Source organism: Leisingera sp. XS_AS12 (assembly GCF_041224635.1).
In the GTDB taxonomy this organism is placed as follows: domain Bacteria; phylum Pseudomonadota; class Alphaproteobacteria; order Rhodobacterales; family Rhodobacteraceae; genus Leisingera.
Genome location: NZ_JBGFGM010000079.1, coordinates 61,698 through 88,125 on the forward strand (window position 1 = coordinate 61,698; position 26,428 = coordinate 88,125).

Annotated in this window: 25 protein-coding genes, 2 tRNA genes and 1 pseudogene; 19 read left to right on the forward strand and 9 right to left on the reverse strand. The window is 64.3% G+C overall.

Annotated elements, in window-relative coordinates; all coding sequences use genetic code 11:
• From AB9K35_RS06855 to AB9K35_RS06900, 10 genes are all read left to right on the forward strand, one after another.
• Complete coding sequence (locus AB9K35_RS06855) at window positions 1-459, forward strand: low molecular weight phosphatase family protein (RefSeq protein WP_222456485.1); 459 nt, start codon at window positions 1-3, stop codon at window positions 457-459.
• Window positions 456-866 carry a ketosteroid isomerase-related protein gene (locus AB9K35_RS06860; RefSeq protein WP_369925021.1) on the forward strand — a complete coding sequence of 137 codons (411 nt, stop codon included), beginning with the start codon at window positions 456-458 and terminating at the stop codon, window positions 864-866. The genes AB9K35_RS06855 and AB9K35_RS06860 overlap by 4 nt, the downstream gene beginning before the upstream one ends.
• Entirely contained in the window at window positions 866-1,453 is a 588-nt protein-coding gene (locus AB9K35_RS06865) for a GNAT family N-acetyltransferase (RefSeq protein WP_369925022.1), read from the forward strand. The genes AB9K35_RS06860 and AB9K35_RS06865 overlap by 1 nt, the downstream gene beginning before the upstream one ends.
• Window positions 1,454-1,529: 76 nt before the next feature.
• A complete protein-coding gene (locus AB9K35_RS06870) occupies window positions 1,530-2,408 on the forward strand; it encodes a carbon-nitrogen hydrolase family protein (protein WP_369925023.1) in 879 nt (292 codons plus the stop codon).
• A gap of 83 nt (window positions 2,409-2,491) precedes the next feature.
• Window positions 2,492-2,710: a translation initiation factor IF-1 gene (gene infA, locus AB9K35_RS06875; RefSeq protein ID WP_005620785.1), complete on the forward strand. Its 219-nt coding sequence runs from the start codon at window positions 2,492-2,494 to the stop codon at window positions 2,708-2,710.
• 190 nt (window positions 2,711-2,900) lie between these two features.
• Window positions 2,901-3,482, forward strand: a complete 582-nt coding sequence (locus tag AB9K35_RS06880) for a nucleoside triphosphate pyrophosphatase (RefSeq protein WP_369925024.1) — start codon at window positions 2,901-2,903, stop codon at window positions 3,480-3,482.
• Entirely contained in the window at window positions 3,479-4,501 is a 1,023-nt protein-coding gene (locus tag AB9K35_RS06885; RefSeq protein ID WP_369925025.1) for a ribonuclease E/G, read from the forward strand. Before AB9K35_RS06880 ends, AB9K35_RS06885 begins: the two co-directional genes overlap by 4 nt.
• A complete protein-coding gene (locus AB9K35_RS06890; RefSeq protein WP_369925026.1) occupies window positions 4,498-4,701 on the forward strand; it encodes a DNA gyrase inhibitor YacG in 204 nt (67 codons plus the stop codon). The genes AB9K35_RS06885 and AB9K35_RS06890 overlap by 4 nt, the downstream gene beginning before the upstream one ends.
• A gap of 81 nt (window positions 4,702-4,782) precedes the next feature.
• Window positions 4,783-4,857 (forward strand) — tRNA-Phe (locus AB9K35_RS06895).
• 61 nt (window positions 4,858-4,918) lie between these two features.
• Window positions 4,919-5,080, forward strand: a complete 162-nt coding sequence (locus AB9K35_RS06900) for a DUF6538 domain-containing protein (protein WP_369925027.1) — start codon at window positions 4,919-4,921, stop codon at window positions 5,078-5,080.
• Between the two features lie 791 nt (window positions 5,081-5,871).
• Here AB9K35_RS06900 and AB9K35_RS06905 read toward each other — a convergent pair.
• The 3 genes from AB9K35_RS06905 to paaZ form a co-directional block, all read right to left on the reverse strand.
• Window positions 5,872-5,948, reverse strand: a tRNA-Met gene (locus tag AB9K35_RS06905).
• Window positions 5,949-6,106: 158 nt separating this feature from the next.
• The gene (locus tag AB9K35_RS06910; RefSeq protein WP_369925028.1) at window positions 6,107-6,907 is read right to left on the reverse strand and encodes a PaaX family transcriptional regulator C-terminal domain-containing protein; all 801 of its coding nucleotides are present in this window, start codon (window positions 6,905-6,907) and stop codon (window positions 6,107-6,109) included.
• Window positions 6,908-6,962: 55 nt separating this feature from the next.
• Window positions 6,963-8,993, reverse strand: coding sequence for a phenylacetic acid degradation bifunctional protein PaaZ (paaZ, locus tag AB9K35_RS06915; RefSeq protein ID WP_369925029.1), 2,031 nt, complete (start codon window positions 8,991-8,993; stop codon window positions 6,963-6,965).
• A gap of 127 nt (window positions 8,994-9,120) precedes the next feature.
• Between paaZ and paaG the strand changes: the two genes are divergently transcribed.
• Genes paaG through AB9K35_RS06935 form a run of 4 tightly spaced genes read left to right on the forward strand, consistent with a single transcriptional unit; the run spans window position 9,121 to window position 12,275 of the window.
• Window positions 9,121-9,906, forward strand: a complete 786-nt coding sequence (gene paaG / locus AB9K35_RS06920) for a 2-(1,2-epoxy-1,2-dihydrophenyl)acetyl-CoA isomerase PaaG (protein WP_369925030.1) — start codon at window positions 9,121-9,123, stop codon at window positions 9,904-9,906.
• A 2-nt stretch (window positions 9,907-9,908) separates the two neighbouring features.
• On the forward strand, window positions 9,909-10,334 hold the full coding sequence (gene paaI / locus AB9K35_RS06925) for a hydroxyphenylacetyl-CoA thioesterase PaaI (RefSeq protein ID WP_369925031.1): 426 nt from the start codon (window positions 9,909-9,911) through the stop codon (window positions 10,332-10,334).
• 15 nt (window positions 10,335-10,349) lie between these two features.
• Entirely contained in the window at window positions 10,350-11,660 is a 1,311-nt protein-coding gene (paaK, locus tag AB9K35_RS06930; RefSeq protein ID WP_369925032.1) for a phenylacetate--CoA ligase PaaK, read from the forward strand.
• 18 nt (window positions 11,661-11,678) lie between these two features.
• Window positions 11,679-12,275 carry a TetR/AcrR family transcriptional regulator gene (locus AB9K35_RS06935; RefSeq protein WP_222456407.1) on the forward strand — a complete coding sequence of 199 codons (597 nt, stop codon included), beginning with the start codon at window positions 11,679-11,681 and terminating at the stop codon, window positions 12,273-12,275.
• Between the two features lie 55 nt (window positions 12,276-12,330).
• Here AB9K35_RS06935 and AB9K35_RS06940 read toward each other — a convergent pair whose 3' ends face one another.
• Together AB9K35_RS06940 and trpS are read right to left on the reverse strand one after the other, a co-directional pair.
• Window positions 12,331-13,746, reverse strand: coding sequence for a methyl-accepting chemotaxis protein (locus tag AB9K35_RS06940; RefSeq protein ID WP_369925033.1), 1,416 nt, complete (start codon window positions 13,744-13,746; stop codon window positions 12,331-12,333).
• A gap of 295 nt (window positions 13,747-14,041) precedes the next feature.
• Window positions 14,042-15,070 carry a tryptophan--tRNA ligase gene (gene trpS / locus AB9K35_RS06945; RefSeq protein ID WP_222456409.1) on the reverse strand — a complete coding sequence of 343 codons (1,029 nt, stop codon included), beginning with the start codon at window positions 15,068-15,070 and terminating at the stop codon, window positions 14,042-14,044.
• A gap of 92 nt (window positions 15,071-15,162) precedes the next feature.
• On the opposite strand from trpS, the gene AB9K35_RS06950 reads away from it, so the two are divergent.
• Window positions 15,163-15,849 carry a rhomboid family intramembrane serine protease gene (locus AB9K35_RS06950; RefSeq protein ID WP_369925034.1) on the forward strand — a complete coding sequence of 229 codons (687 nt, stop codon included), beginning with the start codon at window positions 15,163-15,165 and terminating at the stop codon, window positions 15,847-15,849.
• Between the two features lie 249 nt (window positions 15,850-16,098).
• On the opposite strand, the gene murJ is transcribed toward AB9K35_RS06950, so the two are convergent.
• The 3 genes from murJ to AB9K35_RS06965 are packed head-to-tail and all read right to left on the reverse strand — an operon-like array spanning window position 16,099 to window position 21,612.
• On the reverse strand, window positions 16,099-17,649 hold the full coding sequence (murJ, locus tag AB9K35_RS06955; RefSeq protein ID WP_369925035.1) for a murein biosynthesis integral membrane protein MurJ: 1,551 nt from the start codon (window positions 17,647-17,649) through the stop codon (window positions 16,099-16,101).
• Window positions 17,646-20,486 (reverse strand): [protein-PII] uridylyltransferase, encoded by a 2,841-nt coding sequence (locus AB9K35_RS06960; protein WP_369925036.1) that lies wholly within the window; start codon window positions 20,484-20,486, stop codon window positions 17,646-17,648. Before AB9K35_RS06960 ends, murJ begins: the two co-directional genes overlap by 4 nt.
• Entirely contained in the window at window positions 20,446-21,612 is a 1,167-nt protein-coding gene (locus AB9K35_RS06965) for a penicillin-binding protein activator (protein ID WP_369925037.1), read from the reverse strand. The genes AB9K35_RS06960 and AB9K35_RS06965 overlap by 41 nt, the downstream gene beginning before the upstream one ends.
• Window positions 21,613-21,699: 87 nt before the next feature.
• Here AB9K35_RS06965 and rsmI point away from each other — a divergent pair, with 87 nt between their 5' ends.
• The 4 genes from rsmI to AB9K35_RS06985 all read left to right on the forward strand — a co-directional run bounded on the left by rsmI (window position 21,700) and on the right by AB9K35_RS06985 (window position 24,845).
• Complete coding sequence (rsmI, locus tag AB9K35_RS06970; protein ID WP_369925038.1) at window positions 21,700-22,557, forward strand: 16S rRNA (cytidine(1402)-2'-O)-methyltransferase; 858 nt, start codon at window positions 21,700-21,702, stop codon at window positions 22,555-22,557.
• Window positions 22,558-22,560: 3 nt separating this feature from the next.
• Complete coding sequence (locus AB9K35_RS06975) at window positions 22,561-22,935, forward strand: YraN family protein (RefSeq protein ID WP_369925040.1); 375 nt, start codon at window positions 22,561-22,563, stop codon at window positions 22,933-22,935.
• Between the two features lie 72 nt (window positions 22,936-23,007).
• Window positions 23,008-23,943 (forward strand): glutathione synthase, encoded by a 936-nt coding sequence (gshB, locus tag AB9K35_RS06980; RefSeq protein WP_222456416.1) that lies wholly within the window; start codon window positions 23,008-23,010, stop codon window positions 23,941-23,943.
• Window positions 23,943-24,845 (forward strand): alpha/beta hydrolase fold domain-containing protein, encoded by a 903-nt coding sequence (locus tag AB9K35_RS06985; RefSeq protein WP_369925041.1) that lies wholly within the window; start codon window positions 23,943-23,945, stop codon window positions 24,843-24,845. Before gshB ends, AB9K35_RS06985 begins: the two co-directional genes overlap by 1 nt.
• On the opposite strand, the pseudogene AB9K35_RS06990 reads toward AB9K35_RS06985, so the two are convergent.
• Window positions 24,846-26,356 (reverse strand): annotated as a pseudogene (locus AB9K35_RS06990) (YifB family Mg chelatase-like AAA ATPase). It abuts the gene before it with no gap.
• Window positions 26,357-26,428 lie beyond the last annotated feature (72 nt).

A 26,428-nucleotide genomic window follows, 5' to 3' on the forward strand; every position in this document is an offset into this window, starting at 1 on the left:
GTGGAGGAGCTGCCACAGTCCATCCTGTTCTGTTGCGACCACAACTCGGTCCGCTCTCCGATGGCGGAGGGCATCATGAAGAAATTTTACGGCACCGGCACCTACGTACAGTCGGCTGGCGTGAAGAACGACATGGAAATTGATGGTTTCTGTATCGCCGTCTGCCAGGAGATGAACGTCGAACTTTCGCGCCACCGCTCGCGGTCTTTCGATGAGATGGAGCGCTGGGGCGACGACCTCTCCTCCTTCGACCTGGTGGTTGCGCTGTCGCCGGCCAGCCAGCGGCGGGCGCTGGAACTGACCCGTTTTTTTCACCTCGATGTCGAATATTGGCCAATTATGGACCCAACCGGACTGGGCGAGACGCGCGAAGCCAAGCTAGACAGTTATCGGCAAACACGGGACCAGATCATCCAGCACTTGAAAAGTCGCTGGGGCGAACCGACGGAGAGACTATGACAGAGACCATCGCGCGCTATTTCGACGCCTTCAATTCCGGCGATACCGCAGCCATGCTGGATTGCCTGGACGACGGTATTGCCCATCACGTCAACGAGGGTAAGATCCGTCTGGGTAAGGAAAAATTCGCTGAATTCTGCGCCCATATGAGCCGCTGCTACAAGGAAGAGCTGACCGATATGGTGATCTTTTCCAGCCCCTGCGGCACCCGCGCGGCGGCGGAGTTCATCGTCAACGGCACCTACCTGGTGACCGACGAAGGCCTTCCGGAGGCCGAGGGCCAGACCTACCGCCTGCCCGGCGGGTCGTTTTTCGAGCTGAAGGACAGCAAGATCTCTCGCGTCACCACCTATTACAACCTTGCTGACTGGATTGCGCAGGTCTCCGGCAAGGGGGCTGAGGCCTGATGAGCCTGCGGATCGAGGCGTTGACCGGCGCGGCATTGGATGCCGCGCTGGAGGATGTCGCCCGCTTGCGCATCACGGTGTTCCGAGACTGGCCATACCTCTACGATGGCAATCTGGAATATGAGCGCAGCTATCTGCAAAGCTATCGGGACAGCGACAAGGCTGTCATCGTGGGGGCCTTTGACGGAGACACCCTGGTTGGGGTGGCAACCGGGACGCCGCTCAGCGACCATGCTGATGATTTTGCAGCCGCCTTCAGCGGGAGCGGCATTGATCTAGCGACGGTGTTCTACTGCGCCGAATCGGTGCTGCTGCCGGTCTATCGCGGCCGTGGCGTGGGGCACGCATTCTTCGACCTTCGCGAGACACATGCGCGCAAGCTGGGCTATTTGAAATCGGCCTTCTGCGCCGTGCAGCGTCCGGCAGATCATCCCTTGCGCCCCGCAGATTACAGGCCGCTGGATGCGTTCTGGCGCAAGCGCGGCTATGCTCCGCTGGAAAATGTCGCCGCACGTTTCTCCTGGAAGGACGTTGACCAGCCCGCCGAGAGCTCAAAATCGCTGCAGTTCTGGATTCGGGACCTATAGTACCAGCCGGTTGGCTTGCGCTGGTTTCGATCGCAGCGCCATGCTGCGGCTCATGACGGCAACAGGAGACACTTGGATGAAAATCGCCACTTCTGCCTATCCGCTCGACTGGCTCGACAGCTGGGCGCAATACGAGGACAAGCTGGCCTCATGGGTGGCCGAGGCCGCTGGCAACGGCGCGGAGCTGTTGCTGTTTCCCGAATACGGCGCGATGGAGCTGTCGACGCTCGCAGGGGCCGAGACGGCCGCCGACCTGCAGGGCTCGATCCGCGCGGTTTCGGAACGGATGGAGGACGCCGCGGCGCTGCACCTCAAGCTCGCGGCGGAACACGGCGTGCATATTCTGGGCGCATCGGCGCCGGTGCTGGACGATGCCGGAAAGGTGGTGAACCGGGCGGAATTCTATACCCCGACGGGCGGGCGTGACCACCAGGACAAGCAAATCATGACCCGATTCGAGCGGGAGGACTGGGGAGTCGCTGGTGGCGGTCCATTGAAGGTCTTTGAAACCGCGCTGGGCAAGATCGGCGTGCTGATCTGTTATGATAGCGAATTCCCTCTGCTGGGACGGGCTTTGGCCGAAGTGGATGTGATTCTCGTGCCCTCCTGCACCGAGGCACTTGCGGGCTACTGGCGTGTGCGATTGGGGGCGATGTCACGGGCGCTGGAGTGCCAGTGCGTCACCGCGATGGCCTCTGTCGTGGGAACCAACACCTGGTCTGAAGCGGTGGATGTGAACACCGGCATGGGTGGCATTTTCGGCCCGCCCGACAATGGCTTCCCCGGCACCGGTGTAATCGCCGAGGGCGCCATGGACCAGCCCGGCTGGACCTATGGCGAGGCCGATCTGGCCGCCATCGCCCAGGTTCGGGCCGATGGCGGGGTTCTCAACCGCTTGCATTGGGACGAGCAGTTGCCACGCATCAAATCGGTCACAAAAGCGCTGTTATGCTGATTGAGGCCTTGAAATGCGGGGAAAATGCGCTCATTTAAGCGCACATCCCGCGTTCTGCGGGGTAACGCAACGATGGAGACAACATGGCCAAGGAAGATACGCTCGAATTTCCCGGTGTCGTGAAGGAACTCCTGCCTAATGCGACGTTTCGGGTCGAGCTGGAAAACGGCCATGAAATCATCGCACATACGGCAGGCAAGATGCGCAAGAACCGCATCCGTGTTCTGGCTGGCGACCGGGTCCAGGTGGAAATGACCCCCTATGACCTGACCAAGGGTCGGATCAACTATCGCTTCAAGTAAGCGTTCGATCTGCCAAAAGATGCAAAGCCCGGCCTCCTGCCGGGCTTTTGTTATTTTCGGTGGTTGTTTCGCTGCGATCTCCCGTCTCGGCTGTCGTCAGTTGGGCCTGGAGGGGCGAAAGAGCGAGCCACTCTTTAAAGCGGACGGCATTCACCTTAAGACAGGCGTAAATCGGCAAAGGGGCTACGGAATGGCATTTATCCTGGGATCGGGCAGTCCGCGGCGGCTGCAACTTCTGGCACAGCTGGGGGTTCATCCCGATGCGGTCTCACCGCCTGACATCGATGAAACCCCGCTGGATGGGGAATTGCCGCGGGCCTATTGTGCCCGCGTGACCCGGGAAAAGTCCCGCGCAGTCGCGGCCGGTGCGGATGATGTCGTGCTCTGTGCCGATACGACTGTGGCCCTTGGGCGCCGCATCCTGGGCAAGCCGCGCGATGCGGGGGAGGCCGCCGAGTTTCTGCTGGCCTTGTCCGGCCGACGCCACCGGGTCATCACGGCCGTAGCCGTTCGCCGGGGGGACCGGGTCTGGGCCAAGGACGTGGTCAGCCAGGTCAAGATGAAGCGCCTGTCAGACGACGAACTGAGTGCCTATCTTGCCACTGGGGACTGGGAAGGCAAAGCGGGTGGCTATGCCATTCAGGGGCCCGCGGGGGCCTTCATCCCATGGATCAGCGGATCGTTCACCGGCATCGTGGGCTTGCCGCTGTCAGAAACCGCCAATCTTTTGCGCGCCGCTGGGCTGCCGCTGTATCAGGAGACTGCCGCATGAAGGGCCGTACCATTATCCTCGACCACATCCAGGACCGCGAAGCCGCGGCGTTGATGGTGGATGGCAAGCTGGAAGACTTCCTGGTCGAAAGCGACGCGCCCGCGCCCGGAACCATCTACCGCGCCCGCGCCGACCGGCCGGTCAAGGGGCAGGGTGGCATGTTCCTGACCACCCCGGACGGCCCGGCCTTTCTGCGCCAGGTCAAGGGCCTGTCGCCGGGTCAGATGATCCTGGTGCAGGTCACCGGCTACGCCGAGCCGGGCAAGGCCATCCCGGTCACGCAGAAGCTGCTGTTCAAGAGCCGCTATGCCATCGTGACGCCGGAGGCGCCGGGACTGAACATCTCGCGCAGCATCCGCGACGAGGACGAGCGCGACCGCCTGCTGGAAGTCGCCCATGAGGAAATGGCCGAATCCGCCTACGGGCTGATCCTGCGGTCCGCCTGCGCCGGTGCGCCCAGCGAGGAGATCGCGGAAGACATTGCCGCTATGCTCTCGATGGCCACGCAAGTGATGGAGGATACCGGCGCCGAGACCGAGGTCCTGACCGAAGGGGATGGCCCGCATCTTCTTGCCTGGCGCGACTGGGTGGAGCCCGCCGACGTCGAGCGCTCGCCCGGAGGGTTCGAGAGGTTGGGCGTTCTGGACGCGCTGGAGACCGCGCGCAGCATCCGCGAGCCATTGCCGGGCGGCGCGTTCCTGTTCATCGAGCCGACCCGCGCATTGGTGGCGGTAGATGTGAACACGGGGTCGGACACCTCGATGGCGGCGGGGTTAAAGGCGAACATGTCCGCTGCCAAGGCGTTGCCGCGGGCCTTGCGCGTAAGGGGGCTGGGCGGTCAGATCGTGCTGGATCTGGCTCCCATGCCCAAGAAGGACCGTCGCAGCTTTGAGACGGCATTGCGCGCGGCCCTGCGTGCCGATCCGGAGGAAACCGTCCTGGTCGGCTGGACCAACCTTGGTCACTACGAGCTGCAGCGCAAGCGCGGCCGTATTGCATTGTCGGAGGTGCTGAAATGAGTTGCCCGATCTGCGGCGGCAAGACGGAGAAAGCCTACCGCCCGTTCTGTTCGCTTCGTTGCGCCGATATTGACCTGGGCAAATGGCTGAACGGGTCCTACGCGGTGCCCAGCCAGGATCCCGAAGATGTTGAAAAGGCTCTGCAAGAGGCTGATCGCCTCGGTGAGGTGCAAGAAAAATCCCCTGGAACGCGGCATTAGTGATTTTCTTTGAAAAAGCCTCTGGACACCGCCGCGTGCAGAGCATAGAAGGCCCACACCCAAGGCGAACAGCCTTCCCGTGCCCGGGTAGCTCAGGGGTAGAGCAGTGGATTGAAAATCCTCGTGTCGGTGGTTCGATTCCGCCCCCGGGCACCATTTATTCAGATCATAAATTGTATTTTCTGCATATTCTGGCGCGTGCAATGGGCCGTAGGCCATGTCAGAGACCGTTTCGCCCGCGTTCATCCCTGTGAAGGGTGGCGTTTTCTACTTCAGCTGCCGCATCCCCAAAGACTTGAAGGGGCGCTACACCTCATCTCGGATCGCCTACTCATTGAGAACGCGGTTTGCGCGCATAGCCGAAGCTCGGGCCAAATGAGCCGCTGATCGGTTGGGGAAATGTTGGTGTCACACCCGCTCAAGGGATGTGGAGCTGCCGGGAAGGCATATGCTGAGAATGCGAATAGAGGGGCGCGCTGTGTCCAGCAAAGAAGCTCCCGAGATCTCCTCTTCATCTGTACTTATGTCCGAAGCTGTTGGCGTCTGCCAGCGCCTGAAAGGGGTGTAGGACTAGAGGAATCCCATCGCGAAGCGGAGCGCTCTTTCAGTTATGTCATCGGCGCCTGCGGTGGCAAACACCTCGATGCCTTCGTCAAGGCCGATGTCAGTAAGTCCGGGGGGGGGGGGCGCTCATCGAACATGAATTGGCTGGCAGCAGTTTAGCACGCGTGTTCGGGACCGTTCACCTGGTCACAAAGTTTGTGGCCAGCGAGCTTGGTTAGCCCCTGACAAATCCTTTGAGCGGGGTCTGCTACGATCGGGAGGCCGACGGAAGTGATCGTGACCCAATCCCAGCGGATGAACTCAAGGTGGTTCAGGATCAGTGTCGCTAGCTGGCTGATGATGACCTCCTTGCAGATATGTTAAAGGGAGATCGGTCTATTTCTGTGTAATGGAAAAGAACTTAGGGTTGCTAAGGGCTCTCCAGAAATCCGTCGCCCGCTGCGAGAGGTTTCTGTGGTCTTTCTTCTGATGAGAAAATCCGCTTATGGAGTTGGGCGGTGTTCAGCGGTCGATCAATCTTGCGACACTGCACCACCTCGAAAGGGCTTCCGCAGAATGGTCACCACCCCATCGGAAGACATTCGCCAAAGATATTGTTGGGAGGGGTGGTAGCGGAGGAGGGACTTGAACCCCCGACACGCGGATTATGATTCCGCTGCTCTAACCAACTGAGCTACTCCGCCGCTCGCTGTGTGGAGGCGATTTACGGAATGGCGGGGGGCGGGTCAAGCGGAAAAATCCGAAAAATCCAAAACTCGGTAGAGTTTTTTGCATTCACCGGCAGGAGCGGGAAAATACCACGTCAGGCGCAGGTCGTTTGCCCCGTCAGGGCGGCTGCGGATCAACCCTCAGCGACGTCCAGGGCCGCGAGCGGCGGGCGCGGCAGCTGGTCCAGCAGCTCGAACACCAAGGCACGGCAATGCTCGCCGACCCAGTCGGACGGATGAAAGTATGGGGGCAGGTCAGGGTGCCGCAGGACCACACGCCGCCAGCGGTGCACGATCAAGGTGCGCAGGGTACCCAGCTGTTCTGGGTTGAGAGTGCCCGGGGGGGGCGGCACAAGGGATAGGTCGCCGTGCAGCGCGGCGCAGGCCTGCCGCAGGTGTTCAGGGTAAAGACGCGTCTTGAGCCACTGCGGGACGGCAATGGACTTGACCTCCACCGCCAGAACCCCCTCCAGATTGCGGGGCATCGGCCCGTGGCCCAACGCCGTGCTGCGGTTCACGGGCACGTAGTTCGGCAGCAGCAGCACCTCGTCGAGGCCGTCCGGGTTTGCGCCGTCCTCGCAGATCAGCAGGTGCCAGTCCTGCGGCGCCGAGACGGTGCGCTCATAGATCCGCGGGGTGACCGCGGCGGATTGGTTGCGACCGTATTCGGTAAGGTAGTGGATCGAGGCGCGGCCGGAGCGGGCGCTTTCGATCCAGCCGTCCTTGCGCAGGCGGTGCAGGGCGACGCGGATGGCCTCGGGCTTGATTCCCATCGGCGTGATGATCCGGGTCAGGGCACTGCCACTGATCTGCGCGCCCTTGTCCTGGGCCAGATCCCCGAACAGCGAAACGATCACCGACCAGACCCGCTGATTCTGCGGGTCGTTCAGCTGCTGGACCGCGCTTTCGAACCAGATGTCATTGCTGTCGCTCATGAGTTTCAACATAGATCGCCCGGACGGGTTAGACCAGTCCGGGCGGTTTGCGGCCTTAGTAGGCGTTCATGGTCAGCAGCTCATACTCCGCGGCAATGTCGCCGTCCTGATTGGTCAGCGTCACATGCCAGCGCACTTCGCCGTATTCGTCGTTGCGCGGGGTCTTTTTCTTGACGCTCAGGCGCACCTGGATGCTGTCACCGGCCGAGACCGGTTTCATGAAGCGCAGGTTGTCCAGTCCGGTGTTGGCCAGCACAGGGCCTTCGTCCGGCTGCACGAACATGCCCGCGGCGAAGGACAGCAGCAGGTAGCCGTGCGCGACCCGGCCCGGGAAGAACGGGTTCCGCTTGGCGGCCTCTTCGTCCATGTGGGCATAGAAGGTGTCGCCGGTGAAATGGGCGAAGGTCTCGATATCCTCCAGCGTGACGGTGCGCGGCGCGGTGTGCAGGGTTTCACCGATCGCCAGCTCGCCGAACCTGCGGGTGAAGGGGTGGGCCGGGCCTTTGATCTCGGTGCCGCCGGGGACCCATTTCTCGCCGATTGCCGACAGGATGTCGGGCGAGCCCTGGATGGCGGTGCGCTGCATGTAGTGTTTGACGCCGCGCACGCCGCCCATCTCCTCGCCGCCGCCGGCGCGGCCCGGGCCGCCATGCACCATGTGCGGCAGCGGGGAGCCGTGGCCTGTCGATTCCTTCATCGAGTCGCGGTTGTTGAAGTAGAGTCGCCCATGGTAGGCGCCCGCCCCAATGGCGACCTCGCGCGCGACGGCCGGATCATGGGTGATGACCGAGGCCACCAGCGAGCCCTGGCCGCGGTTGGCAAGCTCGATCGCGTGATCCAAATCGCGGTAGCCCATGATGGTGGAGACGGGTCCGAAGGCCTCTGTGTCATGCACGCGCTGCGCCTTGTCGGGGTCGGCGCAGTGGAACAGCATCGGCGGAACAAAGGCGCCTTTGTCGGCGTCGGCACCGTCGACGACGAAGTTGTCCGGGTCGCCAAAGACGCGCTCAGCCTCTTGGCCGATGATCGCGGCCTTCTCCAGAACGTCGCGTTTCTGGCTGCCCGAGACCAGCGCGCCCATGCGGGTGGTTTCCAGGCGCGGGTCGCCGATGGTGGTCTTGGCAAGCCGCGCCGACAGCGCTTCGATCACCGCATCCACCTGTGCTTGCGGTGCGATGATGCGGCGGATGGCGGTGCACTTCTGGCCCGCTTTGGTGGTCATCTCGCGCTGCACTTCCTTCACAAACAGGTCGAATTCCGGCGTGGCAGGCTGGGCGTCGGGGCCCAAGATAGACGCGTTGAGGCTGTCCTGTTCGGCCACGAACCGCACCGAGTTCTTCAGGATCACCGGGTTTGCGCGCAGCTTCAGCGCTGTGTCGGCGGAGCCGGTGAAGCTGACCACGTCCTGCATGGTCAGATGGTCCAGCATGTCGCCCAGACCGCCAGAGACCAGCTGTAGCGCGCCTTCGGGGAGGATGCCGCTGTCGAGCATCAGCTTCACCGCCAGCTCGGTCACGTAGCAGCTGTTGGTGGCGGGTTTCACGATGGCGGGAACACCGGCGAGCAGGGTGGGGGCCAGCTTCTCCAGCATGCCCCAGACCGGGAAGTTGAAGGCGTTGATATGCACCGCGACGCCGCGCAGCGGGGTGCAGATGTGCTGGCCGAGGAAGGTTCCCTTGCGGCTGAGTTGCTCGACATCGCCATCAAGATAGACATGCGCATCCGGCATCTCGCGGCGACCCTTGGAGGCGAAGACGAACATGGTGCCGATGCCGCCGTCGATGTCGATCATGTGGTCGGACTGGGTCGCACCGGTGTTGAACGACAGATCGTAAAGCGCCTGCTTGTGCTGGTTCAGGTGGCCTGCCAGCGCCTTCAGCATCCGGGCGCGGTCGTGGAAGGTCAGCTTGCGCAAGGCGGGGCCGCCCACGGTGCGGGCGTAGTCGAGCATTCCTTGCACGTCGAGCGCGTCATTGCCTGCGCTGGCGATCACCTCGCCGGTGATGGCGCTGGCGATGTTGCGGGCACCCGCGCCCGGTGCGACCCATTGACCCGCCGCAAAGCTGGAAATCTCAAGAAGGCTCATGATGCTGTCCTTTTCGTCAGGCCGACACAGGGTCGGCTGTCTGGAAACCGATGCTGAGATATATTGACCGTCCGGTCGGTTTATGCAAGGAATTTGTCAAAGGCACCGCTGACAAGGTGAGGGAGCGATGAGCGATACGATTCTGGTGGAGGATCACGGCACCTGGGTGGAGATCACCCTGAACCGTCCGGACCGGCTGAACAGTTTCAATGAGGAGATGCACAACGCGTTGCGCGCAGCACTTGAGGCGGCGCGGGACGGCGGAGCCCGTGCGGTGCTGCTGACCGGTGCCGGGCGCGGCTTTTGCGCGGGCCAGGATCTGGGCGACCGCGACCCGCGCAAGATGGACGGGCCGCCGGACCTCGGCAAGACCGTGCGCAGCTTCTACGCGCCGTTGGTGCGGCTGATCCGCTCGCTGGATTTCCCGGTGATCTGCGCCGTCAACGGCGTGGCTGCGGGGGCAGGGGCCAATCTGGCACTGGCCTGCGACATGGTGCTGGCGGCGGAAAGTGCCAAGTTCATCCAGTCGTTCTCCAAGGTCGGCCTGATCCCCGACACTGGCGGCAGCTGGCATCTGCCCCGGCTGCTGGGCGAGGCCCGCGCCAAGGGGCTGGCGCTGACGGCCGAGCCGTTGCCTGCGAAGAAGGCCGAGGACTGGGGGCTGATCTGGAAGGCGCTGCCGGACGGCGAACTGATGGCCGAGGCCCGTGCCATGGCCGAGAAATTCGCAAACGGTCCGACGCTGGGCCTGGGTCTGACCAAGCAGTGCATCCAGGCGGCTGCGGTCAACACGTTGTCCGATCAGCTGGAACTGGAAGCGGATGCGATGAAGACCTGCGGCGAAAGCGCCGATTACGCCGAGGGCGTGGCCAGCTTCCTGGAAAAGCGCGCCCCTGAGTTCAAGGGCAGATGACCATGACCCCGAAAGAACGCGCCGAGAAGTCCGCCGCCGCCATGTGGGCGGATGACCATGCCTCCAAATGGGCGGGGATGGAGATCACCCATGTGGATGAGGGCGAGGCCACGCTGGAGCTGACGGTAGCGCAACACCATTGCAACGGCCACGGCATCTGCCACGGCGGCGTGATCTTCATGCTGGCCGACAGCGCCTTTGCCTTTGCCTGCAACAGCCGCAACCAGGCAACGGTGGCGCAGCACAACGTGATCAGCTTCACCGCGCCGGGGCGGCTGGGTGACCGGCTGATCGCCACCGCGCGCGAGGTTTCGCTGACCGGGCGCAGCGGCATTTATGACGTGACAGTGACCAATCAGGACGGCCAGCAGATCGCGGAGTTCCGGGGCTTTTCCCGCGCGATCAAAGGCCAGTTGTTCGACGAATAAGGTGTGGAGGACGCCATGGAAGATCTGAGCCCCAAGAAGGGTGAACTGGACCCGATCGAGATTGCCTCGATCGACGAGATTCGTGCACTTCAGCTGAAGCGTCTGCAGTGGTCGCTGCGCCACGCCTATGACAACGTGCCGATGTACAAGCAGCGCTTCGATGACGCAGGAGTGCACCCAAACGATCTGCAGCAGTTGTCTGACCTGGCCAAGTTCCCCTTCACCTACAAGAACGACCTGCGGGACAACTACCCGTTCGGCCTGTTCGCGGTCCCGCGCGAGCAGATCCTCCGCCTGCATGCCTCCTCTGGCACCACGGGCAAGCCGACGGTGGTGGGCTACACCGCGAATGACATCTCGCACTGGGCCGACCTGGTGGCGCGCTCCCTGCGGGCGGCCGGTCTGCGCAAGGGCGACATGGTGCACAACGCCTATGGCTACGGGCTGTTCACCGGCGGTCTGGGCGCGCATTACGGGATCGAGCGTCTGGGTGCGACGGTGGTGCCGATGTCGGGCGGGCAGACCGAAAAACAGGTCGGGCTGATCACCGACTTCCGGCCCGACGGGATCATGGTAACCCCGTCCTACATGCTGAACATCCTCGAGCAGTTCCACAAGGCTGGACTGGACCCGCAAGACAGCTCGCTGAAGGTCGGTATCTTTGGCGCCGAACCCTGGACCGACGCGATGCGCCGCGAAGTCGAGGAGGCGTTCGACATGCATGCGGTCGACATCTATGGCCTCTCCGAAATCATGGGGCCGGGTGTCGCCAGCGAATGCGTCGAGACCAAGGACGGCCCGGTGATCTGGGAGGATCACTTCCTGCCCGAGATCATCGATCCCGAAACTGGAGAGGTGCTGCCGGACGGGGAGCTGGGCGAGCTGGTCTTCACAACGCTGACCAAGGAAGGCCTGCCGATGGTGCGCTACCGCACCCGTGACCTGACCCGGCTGCTGCCCGGCACCGCACGCAGCATGCGGCGGATGGAAAAGATCACCGGCCGCAGCGATGACATGATCATCCTGCGCGGCGTCAATGTCTTCCCCAGCCAGGTCGAGGAACAGCTGCTGGCCACCGGCGGCTTGGCACCCTATTACCAGATCGAACTGTACAAATCGGGTCGTATGGATGCGATGCGGGTGCATGTCGAGGCAACCCCGGATGCTGCTGACGAGCTGAGCCGCACTGCGGCGGCGCGGATGTTGACCAAGCGCATCAAGGACATGATCGGCGTGTCCAGCGAGGTCATCGTCGGCGATCCCGGATCGGTCGAGCGCAGCCAGGGCAAGGCCAAGCGCGTGATCGACAACCGCAACCCGACCTGAACAAAAGAGAGGTGAGCCTTGGCCCGCACGATCGCAAAAGACCATGACCAAAAACGCGCCCAGATCCTGAAATCCGCTGCCAAGGTGTTTGCGGTTTCAGGCTATGACCGCGCGTCGATGACCCAGCTGGCGCGAGAGTGCGGGATTTCCAAGGCCAACATCTACCACTACTACGACAGCAAGGAAGCGGTGCTGTTCGCGGTGCTGGACACCTATCTGCGGGATCTGCGCGACCGGGTCTGCACGATTGATCTGGATGGCTGCGGTCCCGAAGACCGCCTGCGTCGCATCATCAACGAGATCCTGCTGGCCTACCAGGGCGCCGACCATGAGCACCAGGTGCAGATCGGTGCGATGGGAGCTCTGGCAGAGGAACAGCAGGAACATCTGCGCAGCTATCAACGCGAGTTGGTGCAATTTGTCAGCCAGGCCATCAAGGCGGTTGCCCCCGATGCCTTTGACGGGGATGCGGCGCGGCTGCGGGGGACCACGATGTCGGTCTTTGGCATGCTCAACTGGTATTACATGTGGAATTCCGGCGCCGGTGCGGCCGCAAGGTCGCAATATGCCGAGCTGGCAGCCGACCTCATCCTCAAGGGTATCAAGGGGCTGTAAGGTCGATGGTCGCAGCGCTGGATGGCGGCTGCGACCCCTTACTCCTCGCCTGCGCCTAGAAATCCTGCCAGCCGCCGGTGCCCGTCATGCGCGCCGGTTGTGGGGCGGCGGGCTTTTCAACCTCAACAGGGCGTATCTGCACGTGTGCCGTTGATCCCGCGTCTGCCGTGGTCCGGAAGCTGGCGACTTGCTCAGCCAATGCGCGGGCATCGTTGGCCAGACGCTGGCTGGCCGCGGTGGATTCCTCCACCATCGCGGCGTTATGCTGGGTCACGCCATCCAGTTCCCCCATGCCACTGTTGATCTCTTCCAGGGTGACGGACTGTTCCTCGGCGCCGCGGGCGATATCAACGATGTGGTCGGAAATGGTCGAGACGCTCTCGACGATGGCCTTCAGCTCGTCGCCGGTGCGGCCAACAAGTTTTACGCCGTCCGCGACCTGTGCCGAGCTTTCGGTAATCAACTGCTTGATTTCACCGGCCGCGTCGGATGAGCGCTGGGCCAGCGCGCGGACTTCCGATGCGACGACCGCGAAACCGCGCCCCGCCTCGCCGGCGCGCGCGGCTTCGACCCCGGCGTTCAGGGCGAGAAGGTTGGTTTGAAAGGCAATGTCGTCAATGACGGAAATAATGGTGGAGATCTTGCCGGCGGAGGTTTCGATCTGATCCATGGCCCGAATTGCATCGGAAACCACCTGGCTGCTGGTTTCGGCTGTCTTGCGCGCACGGGTCACGATGGTCGCCACCTCCTTGGCACCGTCGGCGGCGGCCTTGACCGTTGCCGTCAGCTCTTCCATCGCGGCGGCCGTCTGTTCCAGCGTTGCGGCCTGGGTTTCTGTCCGCTGGGAAAATTCGCCCGATGACTGGTTCAGCTCATCCGCCGTGGACGCCACGGTTGCGGCGACGGCTTTGACCGTGCCGACGGTTTCATTCAGCTGCCGCAGCGCGGAATTGAAGGCCGCGCCCAACTCGGCAAGCTCGTCAACCTCCGACACGGGCACCTGGCAGCCAAGGTTTCCGGCGCTCAATTGGCGCAGCCCATCGGTGATGTCTTCGACCACCTGCTTGCGCTCCGCGGCGTCTGTGACATCGGTGGCATATTTCACAACCTTGCTGACGCTTCCGTCGGGGCCCAGGACCGGCGCATAGGTGGCCTGGATCCAGACCGTGCTGCGATCCTTGGCCAAGCGCTGAAACATGCCGGTAAAATGCTCACCCTCGGCCAGCCTTGACCAGAATTGCCCATATTCAGGCGAAGATGCATAACTCTTGGCGACAAACATGGAATGATGCTTGCCGGCAATTTCCTGCAGACTGTACCCCATGGTGCTGAGGAAATTGGAATTGGCCTGAAGGATGGTGCCGTCCGGTTTGAATTCGATGACAGCCTGAGTGCGATCGAGGGCATCCAGAACTGCCTCGGCCTCGTTCAGCTTCTGGGCCGTGCTCGGTGTCTTCCGTCGTAGGAACATTGGCGTTCTCCGCATGGGAAATTTGGTAACAAGGTAAAGTACAAACTGCGGCCACGCTGGACGGCCGATCTGGGTTAAGCATGCGGGGCAACCGTTTCCAGGTTGTTAAAAATAGAAATCCAATCAACCAAAGCGTGCTACTTCATTCGTAGGGTGATCGGTTTTTACGCAGCGCTCTGCCTGTGGCTTTGTGCGGGGAATAAATTTCCCCCTTGTTTCAGGTGGCTGAATGAAAATACCCGCGCCTTTGATAGGCGCGGGTATTTATCTTTCGTTCTGAAAGTCGAGGCTGTTATTAGATTTCGACGGGGGCAACCATGCCGACGATATCGTAAGTTTTGCGCAAAATCGGTGCGGTGATCGCGCGGGCGCGCTCTGCGCCTCGTGCCAGGATCCGGTCGATTTCGTCTTGCTCGTTCATCAGGCGGGCCATTTCCGTCGAGATCGGCGCCAGTTTTTCCACGGCCAGTTCCGCCAGCATCGGCTTGAATTCCGAGAACTGCTTTCCGCCCACCTCTGCCAGCACCTGGTCGACGCTTTGATCGCTCAGCGCGGCATAGATGTTGACCAGGTTGCGCGCCTCAGGGCGGTCCTCCAGCCCCTTGGCCTCGGAGGGCAGGGCATCGGGGTCGGTCTTGGCCTTGCGGATCTTCTTGGCCAGAGTGTCGGCATCATCGGTCATGTTGATGCGGCTGGCGTCGGAGGGATCCGATTTCGACATCTTCTTGGAGCCGTCGCGCAGGGACATCACGCGGGTCGCAGCGCCTTCGATCACCGGTTCGGTAATCGGGAAGAAATCGACGCCATAGTCGTGGTTGAACTTGGTGGCGATGTCGCGGGTCAGCTCCAGGTGCTGCTTCTGATCCTCGCCCACCGGCACATGGGTGGCGTGGTAGACCAGAATGTCGGCTGCCATCAGCGACGGGTAGGCCAACAGCCCGAGAGAGGCGTTCTGGGCGTTCTTGCCTGCCTTGTCCTTGAACTGCGTCATGCGCTGCATCCAGCCCATGCGGGCGACGCAGTTGAAGACCCAGGCCAGCTGCGCGTGCTCGGGCACCTGGCTTTGATTGATCAGGATCGATTTTTCCGGATCAAGGCCCGCGGCGATGAAGCCCGCGCAAAGTTCGCGTGTGGACCGGCGCAGATCCGCGGGGTCCTGCCAGACGGTGATCGCGTGCAGGTCGACCATGCAATAGACGGTTTCCACGTCATTAGCCTGCCAGTCGACGAAACGTTTCAGCGCCCCCAGGTAATTGCCGAGGTGAAGGTTGCCCGAGGGTTGAATCCCCGAGAACACGCGCGGGGTGAAAGTGGTTTCGCTCATATGGGCGTAACTCCCGTCTGGAAATAGCAGCCCCGGTGGCTTACCCATGGGGCCAAGATACGTCAACAGGCGCGTCACGCGCAGGAGAGCAGATGAGCAGCCCGAACAATACCGCCCCCATCAACCCGCTGCCCGCCGCCGTGGTGGCGCTGGTGATCGTCATCATGGGGGTTGAGGCGGTCTTCTCGCTCGGCGCGCGCGGCATCCTGGGCGGGCCCGAAGCGATTGGCTGGCGGCTTGAGGCGCTGAACGCCTATGCCTTCTCGCCCGAGATCTTCTGGTGGATGCAGGACAGCGGCCGCTGGCTGCCGGAGCATCTGCTGCGGTTCGTGTCCTACGGCTTTGTGCATGGGGCCTTCACCCAGGCGCTGTTCGTCTGCGTCTTCGTGCTGGCGATGGGCAAGATGGTGGGCGAGGTCATGGGCGATCTGGCGATGGTGGTGATATTCCTGCTCTCCGGCGCCGGGGGTGCGCTGGGCTACGCGGTGCTGATCCCGGGCGGCGCTCCGCTGGTTGGCGGCTTCCCGGCGGTCTACGGGCTGATCGGGGCCTTCACCTTCCTGCTGTGGCGTTCGCTGGCGTCGGTCGGGGCCCAGCAGAGCCGGGCGTTCTCGCTGATTGCCTTCCTGATGGGGATCCAGCTGTTGTTCGGACTGCTGTTCGGCGGCCAGAAGGACTGGGTTGCGGATCTGACGGGCTTTGCCACCGGCTTTGGGCTGTCGTTTTTCCTGGCACCGGGCGGCTGGGCGCGGATCCGCAACCGCGTGCGCCGCGACTGAGACCGCCTGACTGCCCCGGCGGTGCTCCCGCCCGCTGTCAAAGCCCCTTGCGGGGCATTTCCAGCCGTTGGGCCGGGCCGCGCTGGCGCGCGGCAGAGGGAAGATGCTGAGAGGCGCTTCAGGGGCAGGCCTGCCCTGAAGGCGCCATGTCCAGTGTCGGTCCGCCACACCGCGCCTCAAGGGTGAACCGCGCCTGCAGCGCGGCCGCTGGCGCGGCCCTTGACCCGCGGTGCGGCGCAGGACGCGGTGCTAGGTCTGTTTGCGGCGGCTGAGGGCGGTGCGGAATTCCGACAGGCGGAAGGCCCCGAGGAGCTGGCCCACGGTGAAGTAAAGTACGCCGCCCAGCACAACCAGGCCCAGCAGCGCAAGATAGCGCCAGTAGTCCAGCTGAAACAGCCAGCTGCCCCAGCTGGCGGCAGCGTAGAGCCCGCCACCCATCACGGCAGACGCCACTAGGATGCGCCAGGCGCGGCGACGGAAGCGGCTGTCGAACTGCGCCTCGGGCCCCATGCGGAGGGCTCCAAATGCCAGCAGCGCCACCATTGCCCAGCCCGCGGCGGATGCGGCGACAGCGGGCGCGATCCAGCCCAGCACCGGCTTCAGCCCAAAGGCCAGGCCCGCGTTCACCACCATCGCCACCAGCGCATAATGGAACGGCGTCCGGGTGTCCTCGCGGGCGAAATACAGCGGCTGCAGCACCTTTTGCAGCATGAAAGCGGGCAGGCCGACACCGTAGATGGCAACCGCCAGCGCGATGGCGGCGACGTCCTCGGGCCCGGTGGCACCGCGTTCATACAGCACGGATACCAGCGGCAGCGGCACGGTCAGGAAAGCCACGGCGGAAGGCACTGCCAGCAGCAGCGAGAACTCGGCGGCGCGCGACAGGGCGTCCTGCGAGCCGGCGCTGTCGCCCGCGCGCAGGCGGCGCGACAGGGCGGGCAGAAGCACGATGCCGACGGCAATGCCAACCACTCCAAGCGGTAGCTGGTACAGCCGGTCGGCGATGAACAGCCAGCTGGCGGCCTTTTCGATGTCCGAGGCCACGTACTGGCCGATCACGAGGTTGATCTGCGTGACACCCATGGCCAGCGCTGCGGGCAGGGCCACAGCGGTGAGGCGGCGCATCTCCGGGGTCCAGCGCGGCAGACCCGGGCGCAGAACGATGCCTGCCCGCGCCGCCGCCGCCCAGACCAGCGCCAGCTGCGCGACGCCCGCTACCGGGATGGTCCAGACCAGCCAGGTGATCACCTCGCCGCCCAGGATGGCGGCGACGGCCATCGCAACGCAGGTAAAGATGTTCAGCAGCACCGGCGCGGCGGCGGCGGCGGCAAAGCGCCCGGTGGCGTTCAGCACGCCGGAGAACAGCGCCGCAAGCGACATGAACAGGATATAGGGAAAGACGATATGGCCGTAGCCCACCGCCATGTCAAAACGCGCATCACCCACGAACCCCCCGGCAGTCAGCCAGACCAGGCCGGGCATGAACAGCATGCCAAGCCCCACCAGCGTCAGCACCGCCGCCGCCAGCAGGTTGAAGGCCTGCTGGGCGAAAGCGCGGGCGTCTTCGCCCGCCTCGTAGCGTTTGGCGAAAGCGGGGACAAAGGCCGCGTTGAAGGCGCCTTCGGCAAAGAAGCGACGGAACAGGTTGGGCAGGCGGAATGCCACGATGAAGGCATCCAGCACCGGCCCCGGCCCGATGAAGGCGGCGATGAGGATCTCGCGCGCAAAGCCCAGCACACGGCTGGCCAGCGTCCAGAACCCGACGGTCAGGAAGCCCGAAAGCAGTTTGATGGGTTTCATGTGTCCGCTCGTTTGGCCCCTTCGGAGATCGCCTCGCGCAGCTTCTTCTCCAACATGCGCTGTTTGGATGCCGTGTGGTACTTCAGGCCAAACATGTCCTTGACGTAGAAAGCATCCACGACCTGTTCGCCATAGGTCGCGATCACCGCATTGGCAACGTAGACATTGGCCGAAGCCAGCGCGCGGGCCAGGTCATAGAGCAGGCCGGGCCGGTCACGGGTGTCCACCTCGATGATGGTGTAGATCTCGGAGCCTTCGTTATCGAAGGTGATGTGGGTCGGCACCTTGAAGGCCCGCTCGCGTTTCTTGATCTTGTCGCGCGACTTCAGTGCTTCGCCGGCGATGACCTCTCCCTTGAGGGTCTTTTCGATCATCTGTTTCATCCGGTGCAGGCGCGAGGGGTCGAAGGGGTGCCCGTCGGCGTCCTGGATCCAGAAGGCATCGGTGACGTAACCGTCCTTGGTGGTGTAGGAGCGCGCATCCACGACGTTGGCCCCGACCAGCGCCAGCGCTCCGGCGATGCGGGCGAAGATGCCGGGATGGTCCTCCATCACGAATGTGGCGCGGGTCGCATCGCGGTCCTCGTCCGGGTAGAGACGGATCATCACCTCGTCCGGGCTGCCGCGACTAACGAACTCGCGCAGCATCTCGGCAAAATCCACATGTGCCGTGACATGCAGCCCGTGCCAGTACGGTGGATAGTGACGGGCGGTTTCTTTCTTGAGGTCGGCCTTGGACCAGTCCGGCAGAGCCTTGCGCAGCGCCTTCTTGGCGGCGGCGCCGCGGTGCTCGCGATTCAGCGCTTCCATGCCCCCCTCAAGCGCAGCACGGGTCTGGCCGTAAAGCGCGCGCAGCAACGCCGCCTTCCAGTTGTTCCAGGTGTCCGGGCCGACGCCACGAATATCGCAGACGGTCAGCAACAGCAGCAGGTCCAGCCGCTTCACCGTCTGTACCGCCTTGGCAAAATCGCGCACCGTGCGCGGGTCGGCGATGTCGCGTTTCTGTGCCATGTCCGACATCAGCAGGTGATAGCGCACCAGCCATTCCACGGTTTCGCACTCCGAGGGCTTCAGCCCCAGCCGCGGTGCCACCTTGCGCGCGATCTGGGCACCCAGAATGGAATGGTCCTGTGCCCGGCCCTTGCCGATATCGTGCAAGAGCATCGCCACCATCAGCACCTTGCGGTTGAGCCCCTTGCGCAGCACTTCCGACGAAAGCGGCAGCTCCTCCTCCAGTTCGCCGCGCTCAATGGCGGCGAAGTTGGCGATCACCTGAATGGTGTGTTCGTCCACCGTGTAGGAGTGGTACATGTTGAACTGCATCATCGCCACGATCGGCTCGAACTCGGGCAGGAACGCGGACAGCACGCCCAGCTCGTTCATCCGGCGCAGCGCGCGTTCCGGGTTGCCGTGCTTCAGCAGCAGGTCAAGGAAGATCCGCCGGGCTTCCTTGTCGTTGCGCATCTCGTCGTCGATCAGGTGCAGGTTCGCGGTGACCAGCCGCATGGCGTCTGGATGGATCAGCATGCCGGTGCGCAGCGCCTCTTCAAACAGGCGCAGAAGGTTGACCTTGTCGGCCAGGAATTCCTCGGGGTTGGCGACGTCCAGGCGGTTGCGCACCACGCGGTAACCCGGCTTGACGCGGCGGCGGCGGCGAAAGATCCGCTCCAGTAATGGCTCGCTCTTCTGGTGGCTTTCCTCCAGCTTGGACAGGAAGATCCGGGTCAGATCCCCGACACGGGTCGCATGGCGGAAATACTCCTGCATGAAGATTTCCACGCCGCGCCGTCCGGCTTTGTCCTCGTACCCCATGCGCGCCGCGACTTCGACCTGCATGTCGAAGGTCAGTTGTTCGCTGGCGCGGCCGGTGGCCAGGTGCAGATGCGCCCGCACCGCCCACAGGAAATTGGCGGCCTTGGCGAACAGCTCCATCTCCTCGGGGTGGAACAGGCCCAGTGGCACCAGGTCTTCCGCGTCCTGCACCTGGTAGAGGTACTTGGCGATCCAGAACAGGGACTGCAGATCCCGCAGCCCGCCCTTGCCCTCCTTGACGTTGGGCTCAACCATGTACCGCTGGCCCTGCTTCAGGTGACGCGCGTCGCGTTCGGCCAGCTTCGCTTCGACGAATTCGCGGGTGTCGCGGGAGAACAGCTCCGCCTTCAACCGCGCGTCCAACTCCTCGGCGAGGGGCGCGTGGCCGGCCAGAAAGCGGTTTTCCAGCATGGCGGTGCGGATGGTGTAGTCTTCGCCGCCCAGACGCAGGCAATCCTTGATGGTGCGGCTGGAATGGCCGACCTTCAGGCGCAGGTCCCACAGGATATAGAGCATGGATTCGATCACGCTCTCGGCCCAGGCGGTGATCTTGTAGGGGGTCAGGAACAGCAGGTCGACGTCCGAGGCAGGTGCCATTTCCCCCCGCCCGTAGCCTCCCACGGCAATGACCGCGATCCGCTCGCCGCGGGTTGGCGTGGCCAGCGGGTGCAACAGGGTGCTGGCCACGAACATGGCAGTGGTCACCAACCCATCGGTCAGAAAGGTGTAGGAGCGGGTCAGTTCGCGCGCCGAAAAGGGGGCCGCGGCAAAGGCCTCCGCAATCGCGGCACGGCCGGACTTATTGGCCTCCCGCAGGATCTTCACGGCGGCGGTGCGCAGCTCCGTTGGCGGGACGTTTTCGGCCTCGGCGCGAATCTTCTGGCGCACCGCGACTGCGTCGAAGATATCCGCCGGATCGCAGATCAGCGGCCCCCGCGGGGCGGGGAAGCCGCTTTCGGTCTGCCCTGCGGTTACGAGGGCCGGATCAGAATCCGGCACCGGCGAAGCTGCTTGGGGCTGGGTCAATGACTACGACCTTCTGTTCCTGGATAGTGGCGACGGCCAACCCGCGCTCGTTGGTGCCGTCCGGGCGCAGCCGGAAGATGCCGCCAGCGCCCTGGAAGCCGGCACCCTGGGTCAGCGCCGCTGTGGTCAACGCATCGGATTTGCCTGCGGCCACCAGCGCCCCGATGGCGGCGATGCCGTCATAGGCAAGGCTGCCGATGGTGTGCGGAGCATTGCCGTAGGTCGCCTGATAGCGAGCGCTGAATTGCTGAACCTTGCTTTGGTCGGGCAGGGCGAACCAGCCACCCTGAACGCCCGGCAGCGACAGGGTTTGCGACGGGATGTCCCAACGGGTCAGACCGATATACTGCTTCTCGGCCGGGTCGACGCCCGCTTCGGGCATCAGCTGCGCCAGGAGCGGCAGGGCTCCGGCAGTGGTGGAGGTCAGGAACACCGCATCCGCCTTGGCGGCCTCGCTGCGGATGGTCGGGATGGCGTTGATCACACCCTGCTGAGACAGCTCATACCCGACGCTACCGGTGATCGTGGCACCGCTTTCTGCCGCGGCCTGCTGGATGGCGGTCCGCCCGGCCACGCCTGCGGCGTCATTGCCGCCGACGATCAGGATGTTGCGCTTACCATTGCGGGCGGCGAATTTCGTCAGACGCCGCGCGGTGTTGTCAAAGGTCGGCCCCAGAATGAAGACATTGCCGCCAGCGATCGCCGTGTTGTTGGAGAAGGCCAATACGTTCACGCCGCGCTGCCGGGCCGCGATCCCGGCGGCATTGGCCGCTTCTGCATAAACGGGGCCGAGGATGATCCGCGCCCCGTCATTCAGGGCTTGCTGTGCCGCGCTCGAGGCCACCTCGGGAGTGCCTGCGGTATCATAGACTCGCAGGTCGATCTGCACGCCGTCGAGGTCTGCAATGGCAAGGCGCGCCGCGTTTTCCAGGCTCTTTGCCAGCACGCTGTCCCCCTGCTGGGCAGACCCGCGCGGCACCAGCAGCGCGACCGGAACCGGCTTGGAGGTGTTGATGGTCGGGCCGCTGCCGATGGTTGCAGGGTCGCAGGCGGCAAGGGTCAGGGCGGACAGGGCTGCGGCGGCAGCAAGTGTTGCCTTGCGGGCCCGTTTGAAAACAGCAAACATAATGGCTTGAAACTCCGTTCTCCCGGCGCCAGAGCACCGTGTGAATTTAAGGACGGATCATAAACGACCAAAAAGGCGGGTCCAGCGTTGAATCATCTGAATGTCAAATTGGCTCCCGGGCTGTACTTTGTTGCCACGCCGATCGGCACCGCGCGCGACATCACTTTGCGGGCGCTGGACGTGCTGGCCTCGGCAGACGTGCTTGCGGCAGAGGATACGCGCTCTTTGCGCAAGCTGATGGAAATCCATGGCGTGCCGCTGACGGGGCGGCGGATCATCGCCTATCACGACCACAGCGGCGGTGGTGCGCAGGCCAAGCTGCTGGAAGAGGTCGCCGCGGGCAAATCCGTGGCCTACGCCTCGGAGGCGGGGATGCCGCTGATCGCCGATCCCGGATTCGAGCTGAGCCGCGCCGCCGCCGAAGCCGGTCACATGGTTACCTGCGCGCCCGGACCCGTCGCCGCCGCCACCGCGCTGACGCTGGCGGGGCTGCCGACGGATGCGTTTTTCTTTGCCGGTTTCCTGCCCAATGCCTCGGCCGCGCGCAAGCGGCGGCTGGAGGAGCTCCGCGAGATCCCCGGCACGCTGATCTTTTATGAATCGCCGAAGCGGGTGGCCGCCTCGCTGGCGGATATGGCCGCCGTGTTGGGCAACCGCCCGGCCGCACTGTGCCGCGAGCTGACCAAGAAATTCGAGGAGATCCGCCGCGCGCCGCTGGCGGATCTGGCGGCGAACCTCGCCGAGCAGCCGGTGAAGGGTGAGATCGTGCTGCTGGTCGACCGCGCCCAGGCGGCCGAGGTCAGCGAGCGCGATCTGCAAAGCGACCTGCAGGCCGCGCTGCAGGACAATTCGGTCAAGGACGCCGCCGCCATCGTGGCGGAACTGCACGGGCTGCCACGGCGCAAGGTCTACCAGCTGGCGCTGCAACAGGCCAAGGAGGGCTGAGCGGTGACGCGCGCGCGCCAGCATCGCGGCGCTCGCGCCCACCATGCGGGCGAGGCGGCAGAGGACATCGTGGCGCGCCATTATGCAAACCTCGGCTACACCGTGGCAGAGCGCCGCTGGCGCGGGGCGGGCGGCGAAATTGACCTGATCCTCAAGGGGCCGGACGGGCTGGTTTTCGTCGAGGTGAAGCACAGCAGAACCAGCGCCGCCGCCGCCCTGCGGCTCACACCGCGGCAGATCGAACGCATTTATGCCAGCGCCGGGCAATATCTGGACACCCAGCCGCAGGGCCAGCTGACGCCGGTCCGTTTCGATGCCGCGCTTGTGAACGGCGACGGCGCGGTTGAGGTGATCGAAAACGCCTTTGGTATGGGCTGACGCATCGCTGCCCCATTGAACATGCGGCCCCGCTGGGCCATGTATCTGACCAGTTTACAAGGGATACTGCCAATGAAAATCGCCTTTCAGATGGACCCGGTCATGGGCGTGGACATCAACGCCGACAGCAGCTTCCGCCTGGCCGAGGAAGCCCAGGCGCGCGGTCATGAGCTGTTTTACTACGCCCCCGACCAGCTGGCCTATCAGGAAGGCCGCATCACCGCCCGCGGCCATGACATGACGGTGCAGCGGGTGGCGGGCGCCCCCGCGGTGCTGGGCGAAGAGCGCGAAGTGGATCTGGCGGAGTTCGACGTGGTCTGGCTGCGCCAGGATCCGCCGTTCGACATGCACTACATCACCTCGACGCACCTTCTGGACATGCTGAAGGGCAAGGCGCTGGTGGTGAATGATCCCTTCTGGGTGCGCAACTACCCGGAAAAACTGCTGGTGCTGAACTTCCCTGACCTGACGCCGCCGACCACCATCGCCCGCGATCTGCAGACCATCAAGGCGTTCAAGGAAAAGCACGGCGACGTGATCCTGAAGCCGCTCTATGGCAACGGCGGCGCGGGCGTGTTCCGGCTTGATGCCAATGACCGCAACCTGACCTCGCTGCACGAGCTGTTCACCGGCTTCAGCCGCGAGCCGCTGATCGTGCAGAAATTCCTGCCCGACGTCAGCAATGGCGACAAGCGGGTGATCCTGGTCGACGGCGAGGCGGTCGGCGCGATCAACCGGGTGCCGGCAGCGGGCGAGACGCGCTCCAACATGCACGTCGGCGGCCGCCCAGAAAAGATCGGGCTGAGCGAGCGGGATCTGGAGATCTGCGCCGCCATCGGTCCCCTGCTGCGGGAAAAGGGTCAGGTCTTCGTCGGCATCGACGTGATCGGCCACTACCTGACCGAGATCAACGTGACGTCGCCCACCGGCATTCAGGAGCTGGAGCGGTTCGACGGCGTCAACATCGCCGAGAAGGTCTGGCAGGCGATCGAAGCCAAGATCAGCTGATGAGCTGGCAGCGCCGGGCCATCAACGCGTGGATGCGTCATGGCATGAAACCGGTGCTGCGGCGCGCCAGCAGCCCTGAACTGGCGCGGCGCGTGTTCGAATTTGCCGCGCCGCGTCTTTACCCGGCGCTGCCCTTTACCCGCCTGCTGCCGCTGCGCGCGCCGGTGCCGATGACGCTGGTCAGCTGCGGCAGGCCGCGCGTGGGGCAGATCATCCTGTTTTTGCACGGCGGCGCCTATCTGGCGGGCAGCGCGCGGGCCTACCAAGGCATGCTGTCGCGGCTGTCCCAGGCCGCCGGTCTCGAGATTGCGGTGCCGGACTACCGGCTGCTGCAACAGGCCCCGTTCCCCGCCGCCTACGAGGACGCCCTGCTGGCCTGGCAGCACCTGCGCCAGCGCGGCTATGCGCCGGGCCGGATCCTGCTGGCCGGGGACAGTGCGGGCGGTGGGCTGGCGCTGGCACTGCTGGCGGGCCTTCTGGCAGAGGGAGAGCGCCCGGCCGGGCTGATCGCCTTTTCGCCCTGGTGCGACCTGACGCTGTCGGGGGCCAGCCTGCACGACAACCGGGCCTGCGATGTTCTCATCCCGACGGGGCGGATGCCGGAGGTTGTGGAGCAATATCTGGCCGGGGCCGACCCAGCCGATCCGCGGGCCTCGCCCCTGTTTGCCGATTTCCCCGGCCCGCCGCCGGTGCTGATCCAGGTGTCCGACAGCGAGGTGCTGCGCTCGGACGCCGAGCGCATGGCGGCCCGGCTGCAGGCCGCCGGCAGCGCGGTGCAGCTCCGCCTGTGGCACGGGCTGCCGCATGTCTGGCAATTCATGGCAGGTCACCTGCCGGAGGGGCAGGCGGCGCTCGAAGAAGCCGCGGTATTTGCCCGTGCGGTGCTGGGCGGCGGCACCTAGTTACCGGGCTGCGGGCAGGCGGAAGCTCAGCGCCTCGGCGAAATGGTGGCGTTGCACGCGCTCTTCGCGGGCCAGATCGGCGATGGTGCGGGCCACGCGCAGCACCCGGTGATAGCCTCTTGCGCTGAGACCGAACCGCTCGGCAGCTCGGCTCAAGAGGTCGCGGCTGTCGGGGCCGGGGGCCGCGGCGTCTTCCAGCAGTTGCCCCTCAGCGTCGGCATTCTGCTCTATGCCGGGATGGTTTGCATAACGGGCCTGCTGCAGCTCGCGGGCGCAAGCCACCCGCTGTGCGACCTCGGCCGAGCCTTCGGCACAGGGCGGCAGATCCAGATCCGCAATGTCGACGGGCGGCACGTTCAGATGCAGATCAAACCGGTCCAACAAGGGGCCAGAGATACGGCCAAGATAGTCTGCGCCGCACCCCGGCGCGCGGGCGCAGGCCCGGTTTGCATCGGCCAGGTAACCGCATTTGCAGGGATTGGCCGCGGCCACCAGCATGAAGCGACTGGGATATTTCACATGCGCATTGGCGCGCGCCACCATGACTTCGCCAGTTTCCAGCGGCTGGCGAAGGGTTTCCAGAACCGGGCGTGCGAATTCCGGCAGCTCATCCAGGAACAGAACCCCGTTATGGGCGAGGCTGATCTCGCCGGGCTGCGCCCGTCGTCCGCCGCCGACAATGGCCGCCATCGAGGCGGTGTGATGCGGTTCGCGGTACGGGCGGACGCGGCTGATGCCACCGTCCTTGATCAGCCCGGCCAGGGAGTGGATCATCGAGGTTTCCAGTGCCTCCCTTGGTGTCAGCGGCGGCAACAGAGAGGGCAGGCGCGCCGCCAGCATCGATTTGCCGGAGCCGGGTGGTCCGACCATCAGCAGGTGATGGCGCCCGGCGGCTGCGATTTCCAGCGCGCGCTTTGCCTGCTCCTGCCCCTTCACGTCGCGCAGATCCTTGGTTGCAGGGGCGTTGCCGGCCTCGCCCGGCGTGGCGGGTTCGATCAGGCGCTGGCCGGTGAAATGCTGAACGGCTTCGGCCAGCGTGGTGACGCCGAAAACCTGCGCCGCATCCACCCAGGCCGCCTCGGCGCCGGAACCTTTGGGGCATATCAGCATCCCCGTGCCTGTTCAGCCGCGGTGACGGCTGCGGGCAGGGCGCCCACCACCGGCATCAGCTGTCCGTCGAGTGACAGCTCGCCCAGGGCGATGGTGTCCTCGGCCTTTTCAGCAGGGATGATCCCGATCGCGGCGAGAAGCGCCAAGGCGATTGGCAGGTCGAAATGGCTGCCTTCCTTGGGCAGATCGGCAGGCGACAGGTTTACGGTGATCCGGCGCGAGGGCAGGGCAATCGACATCGCGGCAAAGGCGGCGCGGACCCGTTCGCGCGCCTCGCTCACCGCCTTGTCGGGCAGACCAACCACCGAAAAGGCCGGAAGTCCTGGCGCGACGGCGCATTGCACCTCGACCAAGCGTGCATCGACCCCCTGAAAGGCCACCGTGTAACAGCGTGTGGTCATCTCTCCCCGTCCCGTTCTGGTCGGAAAGAGGCTTGGCAATCATGGTTTCCGAATGGTTAACGCGGGGCGGGT